Annotated in this window: 14 protein-coding genes; 11 read left to right on the forward strand and 3 right to left on the reverse strand. The window is 67.3% G+C overall.

The annotated features are described in order from the left end of the window. Positions 1-406 precede the first annotated feature (406 nt). Both J2T07_RS11060 and J2T07_RS11065 read left to right on the forward strand, forming a co-directional pair. On the forward strand, positions 407-907 hold the full coding sequence (locus J2T07_RS11060) for a disulfide bond formation protein B (protein WP_306849945.1): 501 nt from the start codon (positions 407-409) through the stop codon (positions 905-907). A 42-nt stretch (positions 908-949) separates the two neighbouring features. Beyond that, complete coding sequence (locus tag J2T07_RS11065) at positions 950-2,323, forward strand: class II 3-deoxy-7-phosphoheptulonate synthase (RefSeq protein ID WP_306849947.1); 1,374 nt, start codon at positions 950-952, stop codon at positions 2,321-2,323. A gap of 89 nt (positions 2,324-2,412) precedes the next feature. Here J2T07_RS11065 and queG read toward each other — a convergent pair whose 3' ends face one another. After that, positions 2,413-3,477, reverse strand: coding sequence for a tRNA epoxyqueuosine(34) reductase QueG (queG, locus tag J2T07_RS11070; protein WP_306849949.1), 1,065 nt, complete (start codon positions 3,475-3,477; stop codon positions 2,413-2,415). Positions 3,478-3,512: 35 nt separating this feature from the next. On the opposite strand from queG, the gene J2T07_RS11075 reads away from it, so the two are divergent. The 5 genes from J2T07_RS11075 to J2T07_RS11095 all read left to right on the forward strand — a co-directional run bounded on the left by J2T07_RS11075 (position 3,513) and on the right by J2T07_RS11095 (position 10,040). After that, positions 3,513-4,985: an NAD(P)H-hydrate dehydratase gene (locus J2T07_RS11075; RefSeq protein ID WP_306849950.1), complete on the forward strand. Its 1,473-nt coding sequence runs from the start codon at positions 3,513-3,515 to the stop codon at positions 4,983-4,985. Then, a complete protein-coding gene (gene tsaE, locus J2T07_RS11080) occupies positions 4,982-5,443 on the forward strand; it encodes a tRNA (adenosine(37)-N6)-threonylcarbamoyltransferase complex ATPase subunit type 1 TsaE (protein ID WP_306849951.1) in 462 nt (153 codons plus the stop codon). The genes J2T07_RS11075 and tsaE overlap by 4 nt, the downstream gene beginning before the upstream one ends. 185 nt (positions 5,444-5,628) lie before the next feature. Then, positions 5,629-7,254: an N-acetylmuramoyl-L-alanine amidase gene (locus tag J2T07_RS11085; RefSeq protein ID WP_306849952.1), complete on the forward strand. Its 1,626-nt coding sequence runs from the start codon at positions 5,629-5,631 to the stop codon at positions 7,252-7,254. A gap of 60 nt (positions 7,255-7,314) precedes the next feature. Then, entirely contained in the window at positions 7,315-9,156 is a 1,842-nt protein-coding gene (gene mutL, locus J2T07_RS11090) for a DNA mismatch repair endonuclease MutL (protein ID WP_306849953.1), read from the forward strand. A 47-nt stretch (positions 9,157-9,203) separates the two neighbouring features. Next, positions 9,204-10,040 carry a DUF1684 domain-containing protein gene (locus tag J2T07_RS11095; RefSeq protein ID WP_306849954.1) on the forward strand — a complete coding sequence of 279 codons (837 nt, stop codon included), beginning with the start codon at positions 9,204-9,206 and terminating at the stop codon, positions 10,038-10,040. 9 nt (positions 10,041-10,049) lie between these two features. Here J2T07_RS11095 and J2T07_RS11100 read toward each other — a convergent pair whose 3' ends face one another. Then, positions 10,050-10,832, reverse strand: a complete 783-nt coding sequence (locus J2T07_RS11100; protein ID WP_306849955.1) for an enoyl-CoA hydratase/isomerase family protein — start codon at positions 10,830-10,832, stop codon at positions 10,050-10,052. A 151-nt stretch (positions 10,833-10,983) separates the two neighbouring features. Here J2T07_RS11100 and J2T07_RS11105 point away from each other — a divergent pair, with 151 nt between their 5' ends. Genes J2T07_RS11105 through J2T07_RS11115 form a run of 4 tightly spaced genes read left to right on the forward strand, consistent with a single transcriptional unit; the run spans position 10,984 to position 13,417 of the window. Next, positions 10,984-11,703 (forward strand): FKBP-type peptidyl-prolyl cis-trans isomerase, encoded by a 720-nt coding sequence (locus J2T07_RS11105; RefSeq protein ID WP_306849956.1) that lies wholly within the window; start codon positions 10,984-10,986, stop codon positions 11,701-11,703. Between the two features lie 54 nt (positions 11,704-11,757). Continuing rightward, positions 11,758-11,943 (forward strand): DUF1289 domain-containing protein, encoded by a 186-nt coding sequence (locus J2T07_RS19145; RefSeq protein WP_430539346.1) that lies wholly within the window; start codon positions 11,758-11,760, stop codon positions 11,941-11,943. After that, entirely contained in the window at positions 11,943-12,548 is a 606-nt protein-coding gene (locus tag J2T07_RS11110; RefSeq protein ID WP_430539347.1) for a CoA pyrophosphatase, read from the forward strand. The genes J2T07_RS19145 and J2T07_RS11110 overlap by 1 nt, the downstream gene beginning before the upstream one ends. Then, positions 12,542-13,417 (forward strand): sulfurtransferase, encoded by an 876-nt coding sequence (locus tag J2T07_RS11115; RefSeq protein ID WP_306849957.1) that lies wholly within the window; start codon positions 12,542-12,544, stop codon positions 13,415-13,417. The genes J2T07_RS11110 and J2T07_RS11115 overlap by 7 nt, the downstream gene beginning before the upstream one ends. A gap of 7 nt (positions 13,418-13,424) precedes the next feature. Here J2T07_RS11115 and J2T07_RS11120 read toward each other — a convergent pair whose 3' ends face one another. Continuing rightward, positions 13,425-14,477 (reverse strand): oxidoreductase, encoded by a 1,053-nt coding sequence (locus J2T07_RS11120; RefSeq protein WP_306849958.1) that lies wholly within the window; start codon positions 14,475-14,477, stop codon positions 13,425-13,427. Positions 14,478-14,511 lie beyond the last annotated feature (34 nt).

The raw sequence follows: 14,511 nt of genomic DNA on the forward strand, positions 1-14,511 counted from the left end.
AAGAGCACCGCTCGCCGTGCCGTTCGCTCTTTGCCGGAATCCGGGTGGGAGCGGACCGTGTCCGCGAACCCTCGACCTCGCCGCTGGCGAAGGAGGCTTTGCAGTTATCGGGCCAGGCTTGTCACCGCTCGCTCGGTTGAAGCGCATCACCTCATTCGCTTGAAACAGGTTGAGGGTTCGCGGACACGGTCCGCTCCCACCACGGTGAGGGGATCTCGCACAAGACGGATTTCCTCCGGGGACGGCATCACCCAGGTAGGCGGCGTTACTTGTGCCACACAACACCTTCGTGCTCTCTGCGCACCTCACAAGTGATTGACATGGTTACCAATGAAACTGCGTGCGCCTGCTGACAAGTGCCTACACAAAGAGTTAACGTGGGTGTCCCGCATCGCACCATCCCCACATGAACCCTCGTAACTGGTCCTTCCGCACACGTTATCTCGCTGCTTTCGTTGTCTGCGCGGCCCTCATGGGCTTTGCGTTGTACTCGCAGTACGTGATGCACCTGGACCCGTGTCCGCTGTGCATCTTCCAGCGTATCGCCGTGTGCTTCATGGGCCTGTTCTTCCTCATCGGCGGGTTGCATGCGCCGGTGAAGCGCGGCGGTCGTGCCACCTACGCGGTCCTCGTCACGCTAGGTGGACTGTGGGGCATCGCCACGGCAGGGCGTCACCTGTGGCTGCAGTCCCTTCCTGCCAGTGAGGTTCCCGCTTGCGGCCCTGGACTGGGCTACCTGTTCGACGCGTTCCCGTTCATGAAGATGCTGAAACTGGCATTCACTGGCTCGGGCGAGTGCGCGAAGATCGAGCCGATCCTCGGCGTGCCGATGCCGGGATGGACCCTGATCTGGTTCGTCGTTCTCGTCGTGTGGGCTCTCCTGTCCTTGCGCCGCGGCATTCGTTGACTTTCCGCGCCTCTCTGGGCGCTTCCACGTAGGCATTACCCCATGCAGCACTCCCTCAAAGCCGTAGTTCCCCCGTCCATCGATTGGACGCCGGGCTCGTGGCGGTCGAGGACCGCCCTTCAGCAGCCGACGTACGAAGACGCCGACGAGCTCAACCGCGCGCTGGCCCAGCTCGGTGAATTGCCGCCGCTGGTCACCTCGTGGGAGATCCTGGCGCTGAAGGAGCGTATCGCCGAAGCGCAGGACGGTGAGCGCTTCCTGCTCCAGGGCGGCGATTGCGCGGAGAGCTTCGCGGACTGCAACAGCCCGATCATTTCCAATCGACTCAAGGTGCTGCTGCAGATGAGCCTCGTGCTCGTGCACGGCTTGAAGAAGCCGGTGTTGCGCGTCGGCCGTTTCGCAGGTCAGTACGCCAAGCCGCGTTCGGCCGACACGGAGACCCGTGACGGCCTGACATTACCGGCCTTCCGGGGCGACCTGGTCAACAGCCCCGAGTTCACGCCCGAGGCACGCCGTGCCGATCCGCAGCGTTTCATCAAGGCGCACGCACGCTCGGCGATGACGATGAACTTCGTCCGCGCATTGATCGACGGTGGCTTCGCCGACCTGCATCATCCCGAATACTGGGATCTCGCCTGGGTTGAGCATTCGCCGCTCGCGGCGGAATACAAGCGCATGGTTGCCAGCATCGGCGATTCGCTGCGTTTCATGGAGACCCTCGCGGGGCAGTCGATCTCCAGCTACTCGCGCGTGGATTTTTACACCTCGCACGAAGCGCTCCTGCTGCACTACGAGGAAGCGCTCACGCGCCGGGTGCCGCGTCAGGACGGCTGGTTCAACCTGTCCACGCATTTCCCCTGGATTGGCATGCGTACCGCCGCGCTCGATGGCGCGCATACGGAATACTTCCGCGGTATTCGCAATCCCATCGCGGTGAAGGTCGGCCCGACGGTCCAGGCGGACGATCTGCTGCGCCTGATCGATGTCCTCAACCCGAACGAGGAGCCGGGCCGCCTGACCCTGATCCATCGCATGGGCAACGACAAGATCGGCACGCATCTGCAGCCGCTGCTCGAGGCGGTCAAGCGCGAGGGGCGTCGCGTGCTTTGGGTGGCCGATCCGATGCACGGCAACACCGAAAGCACCAGCAACGGCTACAAGACCCGGCGCTTCGCCAACATCGCCGGCGAACTCGACCAGGCCTTCGACATCCACGCCGCGGCCGGTACGCGTCTGGGTGGCGTGCATCTCGAACTCACGGGCGAAGACGTCACGGAATGCCTTGGCGGTGCCCGTGACCTCGTCGAAGGCGACCTCGATCGGGCCTACCGCTCCATGGTCGATCCACGGCTCAACTACGAGCAGTCGCTGGAAATGGCCATGCTGATCGTGCGCAAGTCCGGCGGCATGGTCTGATCGAACGAGCCCCGGCGAACTCGCCGGGCTTCGAGATACACAATCAAGGGCCTGCCGGAGCTCCCGCAGAAGCCCTTTTTCCGGCCGCCTCAGCGGCCATGCCGTTCCCGCGCCCATGCCACATGCTCGCGCACGACCGGCGACGGATCGTCGGCGCGCGCTTCGATCGCGGCAATGACTTCGTCGCTCGTGGGGGCATTGCCGAGCCCCACGGCGATATTGCGCAGCCAGCCTTCGTAACCGGCGCGGCGTATCGCCATGCCTTCCGTGCGCGAGAGGAACTCCTGCTCGCTCCAGGCGAACAGATCGACCAGCTTGGGGCCGTCTAGGCTATGGCGTGGCGCGAAGTCGGGCTCGGTCGCTTCTTGCGCGAACTTGTTCCAGGGGCAGACCAGCTGGCAGTCGTCGCAACCGAACACGCGATTGCCCATGGGCTCGCGCAACTCGACAGGAATGCTGCCCTTGAGTTCGATGGTCAGGTAGGAAATGCACTTGCGTGCGTCCAGGCGATACGGGCCCACGATCGCCTGTGTCGGGCAGACGTCGATGCAGCGCCGGCAACTGCCGCAGTGGGCGCTGGCCGGCTCGTCCACCGGTAGCGGCAGGTCGGTGTAGAGCTCGCCGAGGAAGAAGTAGGAGCCCGCGCGTTTGTTGATCAGTACCGTGTGCTTGCCGATCCAGCCAAGCCCGGCATTGCGCGCGATCGCCTTTTCCAGCACCGGTGCGGAATCGACGTACGCGCGATAGCGAAAGTCGCCGACACGCTCCTCGATCTTCGCGGCGAGCTTCTGTAGGCGGTTGCGCATCACCTTGTGGTAATCGCGGCCGAGGGCGTAGCGCGCGATATAGGCCTGCTCGCGGTCGTGGATGACATCCCAGGCATTCGGCGTGCCCGGCGGTACATAGTCCATGCGCACGGAGATCACGCGAAGCGTGCCCGGCTCCAGTTCAGCGGGGCGGCTGCGCCGCCTGCCGTGGCGTGCCATGTAGTCCATTTCACCGTGGTGACCCTCGGCAAGCCAGCGTTCCAGATAGGCTTCGTCGTCGGCCAGGTCGATACCCGCGACGCCGACGTCCGCGAAGCCAAGCTCGCGCGCCCATTGCTTGATCTGGGTGGCGAGGCTGGCGTAGTCGATGGACGAGGAAACGGACATGCGTCCATTCTACCGGGGGCTCCTATAATCAGCCGATGACCGCACCCCATCTCGGCATCGCCCTCTTCACGTCCGGGCAGTCCCGCGCGATCGACCGACGCGCGATCGGCGAGCTCGGTATCCCTGGCTTTGAGCTGATGACGCGCGCGGGGGCTGCCGCTTTCGCCATGCTCCGGCGACGCTGGCCGGGCGCACGGCGTCTGCGTGTGGTGTGTGGCGCGGGAAACAATGGTGGCGACGGCTACCTGGTCGCCCGGGACGCGCTGGCCTCCGGCCTGTCCGTGGATCTCGTGGCGCTCGATTCGCCCAAGGCAGGGGACGCCGCCCGCGCCCGCGAGGCCTTCGAGGCGCTGGGTGGCGCCGCCCATCCATTCACCGACTGGAACGCACTCCCTCCCGCCGACGTGATCGTGGATGCCATCTACGGCACGGGCCTGAACCGTGCTCCCGCCGCCGAGGCGGCCAGCGCCATCGAAGCGATCAATGCCTCGGGCCTGCCGGTGCTGGCACTGGACGTGCCCTCCGGTCTCTCGGCGGATACCGGCGCATGCCCGGGCGTGGCCATCCATGCCGCCGCCACCGCGAGCTTCATCGTGCACAAGCGCGGCCTGCATACCTGTCGCGCGGAGGTGGCCGGCGAGGTGGAACTGTTCGACCTCGGCTTGCCGCGGAACATCCTCGAGGCGCCGGATGCGCGCCTGCTCGAACCGGCCGGGTTGCCTCGGCGTCCACGCGACTCGCACAAGGGTGGGAACGGCCACATCCTCGCCATCGGTGGCGACCATGGTACGGGCGGCGCCGTGCGGATGGCCGCGGAGGCGGCCTTACGCACCGGCGCTGGCCTCGTCAGCGTGGCGACCCGCGAGGAAAACGTGGTGGCCATGAACGCGGCACGCCCGGAGCTGATGGCGCGCGGCGTCAATGGACCGCAGGCCTTGCAGCCGATGCTGCAAAAGGCTTCCGTGGTCGCGCTCGGTCCAGGCCTCGGCCAGTCCGCCTGGGGCCATGCCTTGTGGACGACGGCGCTCGACGCGGGCTTGCCGACCGTCCTCGACGCCGATGGCCTCAACCTGCTGCATGCCGCGCCGCGCCCGCTCCCGGCGCGCATCGTGCTGACTCCCCATCCGGGCGAGGCGGGCCGTTTGCTCGGTGTTTCGACGGCGGACGTGCAAGCGGATCGCTTCGCCGCCGGGCGTGAGATAGCGAAGCGTTATCGCGCGGTGGTCGTTCTCAAGGGCAACGGCAGCCTGATCGTTTCATCCGAAGGGGCGGTGGCGGTGTGCCCCTGGGGCAATCCGGGCATGGCCAGCGGCGGCATGGGCGACACCCTCACCGGCATCATCGCCGGCCTCATGGGTCAAGGCTGCGAGCCTTACGAGGCGGCCTGCCTTGGCGTCGGCCTGCACGCGCGCGCGGCCGACGTCGCGGCACGGGCAGGCGAGCGAGGGCTGCTGGCAGGCGACCTGCTCGACCCGCTCCGCCGACTCGTCAACGGACTCGACGCATGAGCGCCCGGGAATGGAACCTCGCCGACGAGGAGGCCACCATGGCGCTGGGGCGCCGCCTCGCGCAGGAGGTGCCCGCCGGCATGGTCGCTTATCTTCACGGTGACCTCGGTGCCGGGAAAACCACCTTCGCTCGGGCTTTCCTCCGTGCCCTGGGCGTCGGCGAACGTGTGAAGAGCCCAACGTACAGCCTGGTGGAGGGCTATGACATCGGCGAGCGCCGGGCCTTCCACCTCGACCTCTATCGCATCGCCGATCCCGGTGAACTGGAGTGGCTGGGGCTGGACAGCCTGGCCGAACCGGGGGCCATCGTGCTCGTGGAGTGGCCCGAGCGCGGTATCGGTGCGCTGCCATCCGCCGACCTCGAGCTGAGCTTCCGCCATGAAGGTCAGGGGCGCGCCGTCCTCATCGAGGCGCGATCCCCCGCGGGACAGCGAATCCTGCGATCCCTGGGCGCCTGATTCGGGCACAAAGCTTTTTGTTTCAACAGCTTATGCATCGACATGCAAGACTGTTCCCGCCACCCTATCCGGTCGTCGGTTGCGGGGCATTCCTGTACGCTCGTTGACGAAGATTCCGCAGGTCATGGATTAACAAGGGAAAACGTCTTGCATTCAGCGGGCGCTTGCAGTTCAATCCTGGCCGTATGAGGGGAATCATTATCAAACTTGGCCTTCTTGCGTGCGTGACCGCCGTCGCGACGCTGGCCCCTGCCGTCTCGACGGCGGCCGACATCAAGGCCGCTCGGGTCTGGGCTGGCCCGGAATACACCCGGGTGGTATTCGATTTGTCCGGCCCGGCAACCTACAAGATGTCCCAGGGCGATACCCCGGGCAGTGTCGTCCTCGATATCGCCGGGAGTGCCGTGGCGGGCGACTTCGCCGCACCGGGTGGGCAGGGCCTGTTCAAGTCGATGACGGCCGGCAAGCAGGGGCGCACCGCACGGATGGTCGCCACGGTCGATCCCAAGGCCAAGCCGAAAAGCTTCCTGCTCAAGCCCGCCGGTGACTACGGTTACCGGCTCGTGCTGGATCTCTATCCCGGTGGGCAGAGCGATCCTGGTGACAATCCGGTCACCGACGACACCCCTTCAGTAGCGGACGCGCCGGCCGAGGCGGCTGTCGCGATCACACCGCGCGGCTCACGCGGCAAGACGGTTCCCGCAGGCAAGCCACCGATGCTGGCCAGCGAACGCAAGGTGGTGATCGCCATCGATGCCGGCCATGGTGGTGAAGACCCCGGCGCGCGTGGCGCGACCGGCCTGCGCGAGAAGGATGTCACCTTGCAAGTGGCGCGCGAACTCGCCGACCAGATCAATCGCCAGCCCGGGATGCAGGCGGTCCTCACGCGCAACGGCGATTACTTCATTCCTCTGAAGCGGCGCTACCAGATCGCGCGCGAGCACAACGCGGACATGTTCGTCTCGATCCACGCGGACGCGTTCAAGAACAGCGACGCCAAGGGCTCGTCGGTCTGGGTGCTGTCGCCTCGCGGCAAGACGTCCGAAGCCGCGCGCTGGCTGGCCGACCGCGAAAACCGCGCCGACCTGGTGGGCGGCGTGTCGCTCGACGACAAGGACGACACACTCGCCGCCGTGTTGCTCGACCTGCAGCAGGGCTATGCGATGCAGGCCAGCGAGTCGATCGCCGGCAACGTCCTGAAAGCGCTGGGCCGGCTCGGTCCCACCCATCGCGGCTACGTGGAACGGGCCAACTTCGTGGTGCTGCGATCGCCGGACGTACCCTCGATCCTGGTCGAGACCGCCTTCATCACCAATCCCTCCGAGGAACGGCGCCTGCGCGATGACGGACATCGCCGAGAACTCGCCACCGCCGTCCTGGGTGGCGTGCGCAACTACTTCGAGTCGATGCCCCCGCCGGGCACCTGGTTCGCCGCCCAGGCGGCACGCCGGAATGGCACGTCGGTCGCCTCGACGGCGGCTTCCGCCCCGGCCACGCCGGCGGTCGGCTCCGACGCCGATGCCATCGCTTCCAGCGCGGTGAAGTCGACGGCACGTACGCCGCCGTCGAAGAAGCTGGCCGCGAAGACGGACGACCAGCAGCTCGCGTCCGCCGATACGCCCGCGTCGGCGAAGAAATCCACCGCCCGCGCCGATGAAAACGTCCGCGACGTCCACCGCGTCAACCGCGGCGAGACGCTGACCGGCATCGCCCAGCAATACGGGGTATCGGTGGGCGCGCTGAAGCTCGCCAACAAGATGACGGACAACAACGTGCGCATCGGCACGGTGATGGTGATTCCTTCGGGCTGAAGCGGCCGCGCACCCGCTTGGGCTATCCTTTCGACCTGAATGCCCGTCAGGTCGTGTCTCATGCCCATTCGTCCCCTTCCGCCCGAACTGATCAACCAGATCGCGGCCGGTGAAGTGATCGAGCGTCCCGCCTCGGTGGTGAAGGAGCTCGTCGAAAACAGCATCGACGCCGGCGCGCGCCGCATCGAGGTCGACATCGAGCAGGGCGGGGTCCGGCTTATCCGCGTGCGCGACGACGGCGGCGGCATCCCGCGCGACGAACTGGCGTTGGCGGTGGCGTCGCATGCGACCAGCAAGATCGGCAGCTTCGACGATCTCGAGCGCGTGGCCAGCATGGGCTTCCGTGGCGAAGCGCTGGCGTCGGTGTCCTCGGTGGCGCGTTTCTCCCTGACCTCCCGCCAGCAGGGCGAAGACTCCGCCTGGCGCATCGACGTCGACGGCGGTCGCCTGCAGGAGGCGCGTCCCGCCCAGCATCCGCCCGGGACGACGATCGAGGTGCGCGACCTGTTCTACAACGTGCCCGCGCGGCGCAAGTTCCTCCGCGCCGAGCGCACCGAGTTCGCGCACATCGACGATCTCCTGAAATCGTTGGCTCTGGCGCGCGAAGGCGTGGATATCCGCCTCAGCCATAACGGCAAGCCGGTACGCTTGCTCAAGCCCGCCCGTGACGAGCATGCCGCGCTGGCCCGCGTGGCCGAGGTGCTCGGTCCGGAATTTCCGGGACAGGCGCTGCGTGTGGAACACGAAGCCGCGGGCATGCGCCTGTCTGGCTGGGTCGGCCTGCCTACCGCCTCGCGTTCGCAGGCCGACCAGCAGTATTTCTACGTGAACGGCCGCCTCGTGCGCGATCGTGTCGTGGCCCATGCCGTGCGCCAGGCCTATGCGGACGTGCTGTTTCACGGGCGCCACCCCGTGTTCGTGTTGTTCCTGGAGCTCGACCCGGCGGGCGTCGACGTCAACGTGCATCCCGCGAAGAGCGAGGTCCGTTTCCGCGAACAGCGCCTGATCCACGATTTCCTCTTCCGCACGCTTCATGAAGCACTGGCGCAGACCCGCGCCGGCGCGTCCGCGTCGGCGGCGGAGCATGCCGAGCCGCTGATGGCGGCGGCTGGCGGTTCCGGCTACGAAAGCCGCCTGCCATCCTCGCCGTCGTCGACGCCCGCGTGGCCGCAGGCGTCGAGCCAGTCGCGATTGAGCCTCGGCGTGCGCGACGAGCCGCTGGCTGACTACGCCACGCTGTTCGGACCGACCGCGCCGCCTCGCCCCGCGACATCGTGGACGCCGTCTTCCGGCACCGAGGCGGAGCAGGGTGGGGATGTCCCGCCGCTGGGTTACGCCATCGCGCAGTTGAAGAACATCTACGTGCTGGCTGAGAACGAGCACGGCCTCGTGTTGGTCGACATGCACGCCGCGCACGAACGCATCACCTATGAAAAACTCAAGAACGGTCGGGTCACCGCCAACCTGCGCTCGCAGATGTTGCTCGTGCCGCTATCGATCGCGGTCAGTACGAAGGAAGCGGCAGCGGCCGAGGAACACGCCGACGCACTCGGCGAGTGGGGCCTGGAGTTGTCGCGCAGCGGCCCGGCCGGCGTGGTGGTGCGCCGCATTCCGTCGTTGCTGGAAGGGGCCGACGTCAGCCAGCTCACCCGCGACGTGTTGGCCGAGCTTGCCCAGCACGGCAGTTCACGACGCCTCGAAGAGTTGGAGAACGAACTGCTTTCCACCATGGCCTGCCATGGTTCCGTGCGCGCGGGACGCCGTCTTGGCATTCCCGAAATGAACGCGCTGCTGCGTGAGATGGAAGCCACCGAGCGCTCCGGTCAATGCAACCACGGCCGTCCGACCTGGGTGCAGTTATCGCTGGGTGAGCTGGACCGCCTCTTCCTGCGCGGCCGATAGGTTTTCATGAATCGGACGGCTAGCCGTCCATATGTCGAGGTTTCCCCATGCTTTTCCCCTCCGAAGCCGCATCCGTCGAAAGAGCGCGCGCCGAACGCTTGTCCTTGCTCACGGCGCCGGGTGGGTGGCTCAGCCTTGTCGGGCTCGAATGGCTGCAGCCCGGGCCCAACCGCCTGGGCAGTTCGCCGGACAACGACATCGTGTTGAAGGTGGGCCCGGAGCGGCTGGGCGTCGCCACGCTCGACGAGCAGGGCACCGTCGTGTTCGAACCGGCCGAGGGCAGCGGTGTCCTCGTCGACGGCAGGGACGTGGAGCGCGCGGTCCTGGTGGATGATGCGTCGCCGGGCCAGGCCGCCACCGAGGTACGTTTCGGTTCGGCGCATTTTTTCGTGATCGCGCGTGACGGCCGGAAGGCCTTGCGCGTGAAGGACGAGAACGCGGAAACGCGCACGGGCTTCCAGGGGCTGGACTATTTCCCGATCGATCCGGCCTGGAGGGTCGTCGCCGACTGGGTGCCGTTCGATCCGCCGATGGAACTGGAGATGGGCACGGTGCTGGGCACGATCGAAAAGGAGAAGGTTCCGGGCAAGGCCGTGTTCGTGCGCGAGGGCAAGACGTTCGAGTTGTATCCGGTCCAGGAAACGCCGGACGCATTGTTCTTCGTCTTCGCCGACCTCACCAGCGGCAAGGAGACCTACGGCGCGGCGCGCTTCCTCGACACCCCGTTGGCGAAGGACGGCAAGCTGGTGATCGATTTCAACGAGGCGCGCAATCCCCCTTGCGTGTTCACGCCGTATGCCACCTGTCAGCTGGCTCCGCCGGAGAACCGTCTCGCCGTGCGCGTGACGGCCGGGGAACTGAATTACCGCGGCGCATCGCACTGAGGCCGGTGGTTACACGCCCTTGAACGAAGCCTTGCGGCGTTCGAGGAAGGCCGAGGTGCCCTCGCGCATGTCCTCGGTGGAGAAGGCGATGGCAAAGCCCTGCGTTTCAAACGCCAGGCCCTGGTCGATGGCGCATTCACCGCCTTCGATCACGGCATCGAGGATGCCTTTCAGTGCCAGCGGTGCCGCGACCGCCAACTGATCGGCCATCGCGTCCACCGTCGCGTCCAGTTCCTCGGCGGCGACGACACGGGTAACGATGCCCAGTCGTTCGGCGCGCGCCGCATCCACCTGCTGGCCGAGCAGGCAAAGTTCCAGCGCCGCACCGCGCCCTGCGAGGCGAGTCAGTCGCTGTGTGCCGCCGAAGCCGGGGATCAGGCCGAGCCCGATCTCGGGCTGGCCGAAACGGGCCTTCTCGCTGGCCACGCGCAGGTGGCAGGCCATCGCCAGCTCCATGCCACCGCCGAGCGCATAGCCCTGGATCCGGGCGATCACCGGTTTGCCGAGGCGTTCGATCGTGAGCATCAGTTCCTGCCCGGCACGGGACGCGGCTTGCGCCTTCACCGGCGACCATGCGGTCATTTCCGAGATGTCCGCCCCGGCCACGAAGGCCTTCTCCCCGGCACCCGACAACACCACCACGCGCACGGCGTCGTCCTGGGCCGCCTGGCGGAAGGCCAGGGTCAGTTCGCCGATGGTCTCGCGGTTCAACGCGTTGAGCTTGTCGGGGCGGTTGACGGTGATCGTGCGGACGGCGCCGCGGTCGGCGGTGGTGAGCGTGCGGAAGGCCATGTCGGGTTCCTGGCGGCGGGACAAGGAGGCGGATGGTAGCAGGCAGGGGAACCTTTGCCCCCGGCTTGGCGTCTCATGGCGAACGGGCGAGCCGGATGCCGATGGACTATCCTCCACGCACGCCCACGGTTCCGGGTTCACGGAGAACGGGATGTCACCCTTGCGTTTCCTGGTCATGCTCGTCGCGCTGTCGCTGTCCGCCGGAGCGGCGTGCGCGCAGTCGGCGCCCACGGCACCGGCCTCGGGTGCCCCGGCGATCGACAAGACCAAGCTGTCGTACGCCATCGGTTACCAGATCGGCACCCAGTTCGCGAACAGCGCGCAGCCCGACGTCGATATCGCCGTCCTCGTGAAAGCCTTGCAGGACGGCTACGCGAAACGCCCGCCCGGCCTGCCGATCGACGTGATGCAGCAGCAACTGGTGAATTTCGACGCCAAGGTGCAGCGCGATTCGGCGGTGGAGTTTCGCCGCGTGGCCCTGGCCAATGCGAAGCGCAGCGCCGATTTCCTCGCCCGCAACCGTACGCGCCCCGGCGTGGTCACCTTGCCATCCGGAATCCAGTACGCCGTGCTCGCCAAGGGGCGCGGTCCGCAGGCCCAGGTCACCAGTACGGTGGTGGTCAATTACCGCGGCGCCCTGATCGACGGTACGGAATTCGACAGCTCCTATGCGCACGGCAAGCCGGTGACCTTCACGGTGAACCGCGTCATCCCCGGCTGGCAGGACGTGATCCCGCGCATGCGGGTAGGTGATCGGTGGAAGGTCGTTATCCCGCCGGCGCTGGCGTATGGCGAACGCGGCGAACTGCCGCGCATCGGCCCCAACGAAGCCCTGGTGTTCGAGATCGAACTGGTCGATATCCGCCAGTAGGCCCGAGGCCGGCGCCGCCGCGCCGCCCCCGCTCGCGCTAGAATGGCCGACGGTATGGCCATCGCTACCTCCTCCACGCTTCCCTTGACGCCCTGCACGGGCGTCTGCCGGCTCGACTCGCGCGGCCTGTGCATGGGTTGCCTGCGCACGGGCGACGAGATCGCACGTTGGTCGACCCTGAGCGATGCGCAGAAGCTGTGGATCATGGATGAGATCCTGCCTCGTCGGCAGGGGGGCTGATGGACGACATGCTGGAGAGGCTTCGCGGCGCGCTGCTTCCCCTGGAAGCACCCCCTGGCCCGCGCGGGTGGAACCACGATGACATGGCCGAATTGATCGGCGATGCGCCGAGACGCCCGGCCGCGGTGTTGATCGGCATCCGCGACGACCGCGAGCAGAACGTGCTGCTCACCGTGCGCACCGATACCTTGCAACAGCATGCGGGCCAGGTGGCTTTTCCCGGCGGCCGTGTCGAGCCCGACGATGCCGGTGTGGTGGCTGCGGCGCTGCGTGAGAGCCGGGAGGAAATCGGCCTGGACGCGGCGATGGTGACGCCGTTGGGTTTCCTCGAATCGTTCGAGACCATCAGTGGCTACTCGGTCACGCCCGTGGTCGCGCGCGTCGCCGCCAACGCGGAGCTCAAGCCGGACCCGGGCGAGGTGGCCGAAGTGTTCGAAGTACCGTTCGCGTTCTTCCTCGAACCGGCGAACCTGCGCCGCTACACGATGGAATTCCGTGGTCACCGCCGCGACATGGTCGAGTTCCTCCATGCGGGGTATCGCATCTGGGGCGTGACGGCGGCCATCCTGTTCAACCTGCTGAAACGGATGGGGCACCCATGCTGATCTCGCGCACGCTGATCGACGCGGCCACGGCCGCCCACCTGCCAGCGCACGACGTACTCTTCGTCGACGCGCGCTTCGACCTCAACCAGCCGGGTGGACGCGATCCGGGCAAGGGCGACCAGGACTATGCGTTGTCGCACGTACCGGGAGCGGTGCGTGCCGACCTCGATCGCGACCTCGCCGACATGGCGACGCCTTCGCAGGGCCGCGGGCGCCATCCGCTGCCATCGGCCGCATCCTTCTCGGCGTGGCTTTCCCGCGCCGGGTGGCGGCCCGATGTGCAGGTGGTCGTCTACGACGCCGCCGGCGGATCGTTGGCGGCCGCGCGCTTCTGGTGGTTGGCGCGGTTGGCCGGCATCGACAACGTGGCGGTGCTGGATGGCGGCTGGCCGGCGTGGCTGGCGGAAAGGCTGCCCACGGACAATGTGCTGCCGCTGAGGGAGCCGACGACGGTGCACGCCGTCTTCGACGAGGCCGGCACCGTGAACGCGGAAGAGTTGGCCGAAGGTGTCGCCAGCGGTCGCCTGCTGCTGCTCGATGCGCGTGCGGCGCCGCGTTACCGGGGCGAAGTGGAACCGCTGGACCCGGTAGCGGGTCACGTGCCCGGTGCGCGCAACCGTCCCTTCTCCGAAAACCTGGACGCGGACGGCCGGTTCCGTTCGCCGGAGGAACTGGCGCGGGCATTCAAGGCAACCATCGCCGCACACCCCGCGGAGGACGTCGTGCACATGTGCGGGTCCGGCGTCACGGCTTGCCATAACCTGCTGGCGATGGAATACGCGGGTCTGTGCGGCTCGCGCCTGTATGCGCCGTCGTGGAGCGGTTGGGTGAGCGATCCCTCGCGCGCGGTGGCGACGGGCGAGGGCTGAAATCCCCTCAGAGCGGAACCGTGCGCCGCTCCCGCGCGCTCACCTGCGCCGCCTCGATCACGCGGATCACGTCGCGCGCCTCGCGTGCCTCCACCGGTAGCGCCGTGCCATCGCGGATCGCCGCGGCCACGCCGTCGTAGAAGGCGGTGTAGCGGCCGGGCAGGGTCTCGATCGTGGTCGCGCTGCCGTCGGCATCGGTGAACCGGCCGAACAGGGCCGCGTCGTCGTCGCCCCAGCCTTCGCCGCCGGGACGTCGTCCCTCACGCAGCGCCGCCTCCTGTCCGTCGATGCCGTACTTGACGAAGCTGCCGCCGTCGCCGTGCACGAGATAGCGCGGGCCAGGATCGCGCACGAGCACCGAGGCGTGCAGCACCGCGCGGCGACGGCCGTAATCGAGCACGAGGTGGAAGTAGTCATCGGCCCGCGCGGCGGCACGTTGCCGGGTCACGTCGGCCGTGACCGCCAGCGGCCAGCCGAACAGCACCAGGGCCTGGTCGATAAGGTGCGCGCCCAGGTCGTAGAGCAGGCCGGAACCCGGCGCCTCCGTTTCGCGCCACCCTTGCTTGATCTCCGGCCGGAACCGGTCGAAATGCGCTTCATAGTACGCGACCTCGCCCAGCCGGCCGTCCTCGACAAGACGGCGCACGGTGAGGAAATCGTTGTCCCAGCGCCGGTTCTGAAATACCGAAAGCCTGCGATCGCGTTCCGACGCCAGGGCGATCAACGCCTCGGCCTCGGCGGCGTTCAAGGTGAACGGCTTATCGACGACCACGTGCTTGCCCGCCTCCAGCGCGGCGCGGGCGAGCGACGCATGGCTCTCGTTGGGCGTGGCGATCACCACCAGTTCGATGGCCGGGTCGGCGATCAGGTCTTGAGGTTTTTCGTACGCCTTCGCCTCGGGAAAGTCACGGAGGATGTCGTCGGAACGCCGGCTGCCGATGGCTGCCAGGCGCAGGCCTGCGGCGGCTGCGATCAAGGGGGCGTGGAAGAAGGCGCCTGCCGTGCCATAGCCGATGAGGCCGGTCGGGATCGGTTGGGTGAGGTTTCGGGTAGAGGTCATGGTGGCAAGGTTAGCGCGGGTGGCCTGATCGTTT

Origin of the sequence: Luteibacter jiangsuensis, from assembly GCF_030812295.1 — a bacterium.
Taxonomy (GTDB): Bacteria; Pseudomonadota; Gammaproteobacteria; order Xanthomonadales; family Rhodanobacteraceae; genus Luteibacter; species Luteibacter jiangsuensis_A.

Bases quoted from the DNA above. Each gene is read 5' to 3' on its own strand.
- J2T07_RS11060 (WP_306849945.1), top strand. From the start codon at position 407: ATGAACCCTCGTAACTGGTCCTTCCGCACACGTTATCTCGCTGCTTTC.
- J2T07_RS11065 (WP_306849947.1), top strand. From the start codon at position 950: ATGCAGCACTCCCTCAAAGCCGTAGTTCCCCCGTCCATCGATTGGACG.
- queG (WP_306849949.1), bottom strand. From the start codon at position 3,477: ATGTCCGTTTCCTCGTCCATCGACTACGCCAGCCTCGCCACCCAGATC.
- J2T07_RS11075 (WP_306849950.1), top strand. From the start codon at position 3,513: ATGACCGCACCCCATCTCGGCATCGCCCTCTTCACGTCCGGGCAGTCC.
- tsaE (WP_306849951.1), top strand. From the start codon at position 4,982: ATGAGCGCCCGGGAATGGAACCTCGCCGACGAGGAGGCCACCATGGCG.
- J2T07_RS11085 (WP_306849952.1), top strand. From the start codon at position 5,629: ATGAGGGGAATCATTATCAAACTTGGCCTTCTTGCGTGCGTGACCGCC.
- mutL (WP_306849953.1), top strand. From the start codon at position 7,315: ATGCCCATTCGTCCCCTTCCGCCCGAACTGATCAACCAGATCGCGGCC.
- J2T07_RS11095 (WP_306849954.1), top strand. From the start codon at position 9,204: ATGCTTTTCCCCTCCGAAGCCGCATCCGTCGAAAGAGCGCGCGCCGAA.
- J2T07_RS11100 (WP_306849955.1), bottom strand. From the start codon at position 10,832: ATGGCCTTCCGCACGCTCACCACCGCCGACCGCGGCGCCGTCCGCACG.
- J2T07_RS11105 (WP_306849956.1), top strand. From the start codon at position 10,984: ATGTCACCCTTGCGTTTCCTGGTCATGCTCGTCGCGCTGTCGCTGTCC.
- J2T07_RS19145 (WP_430539346.1), top strand. From the start codon at position 11,758: ATGGCCATCGCTACCTCCTCCACGCTTCCCTTGACGCCCTGCACGGGC.
- J2T07_RS11110 (WP_430539347.1), top strand. From the start codon at position 11,943: ATGGACGACATGCTGGAGAGGCTTCGCGGCGCGCTGCTTCCCCTGGAA.
- J2T07_RS11115 (WP_306849957.1), top strand. From the start codon at position 12,542: ATGCTGATCTCGCGCACGCTGATCGACGCGGCCACGGCCGCCCACCTG.
- J2T07_RS11120 (WP_306849958.1), bottom strand. From the start codon at position 14,477: ATGACCTCTACCCGAAACCTCACCCAACCGATCCCGACCGGCCTCATC.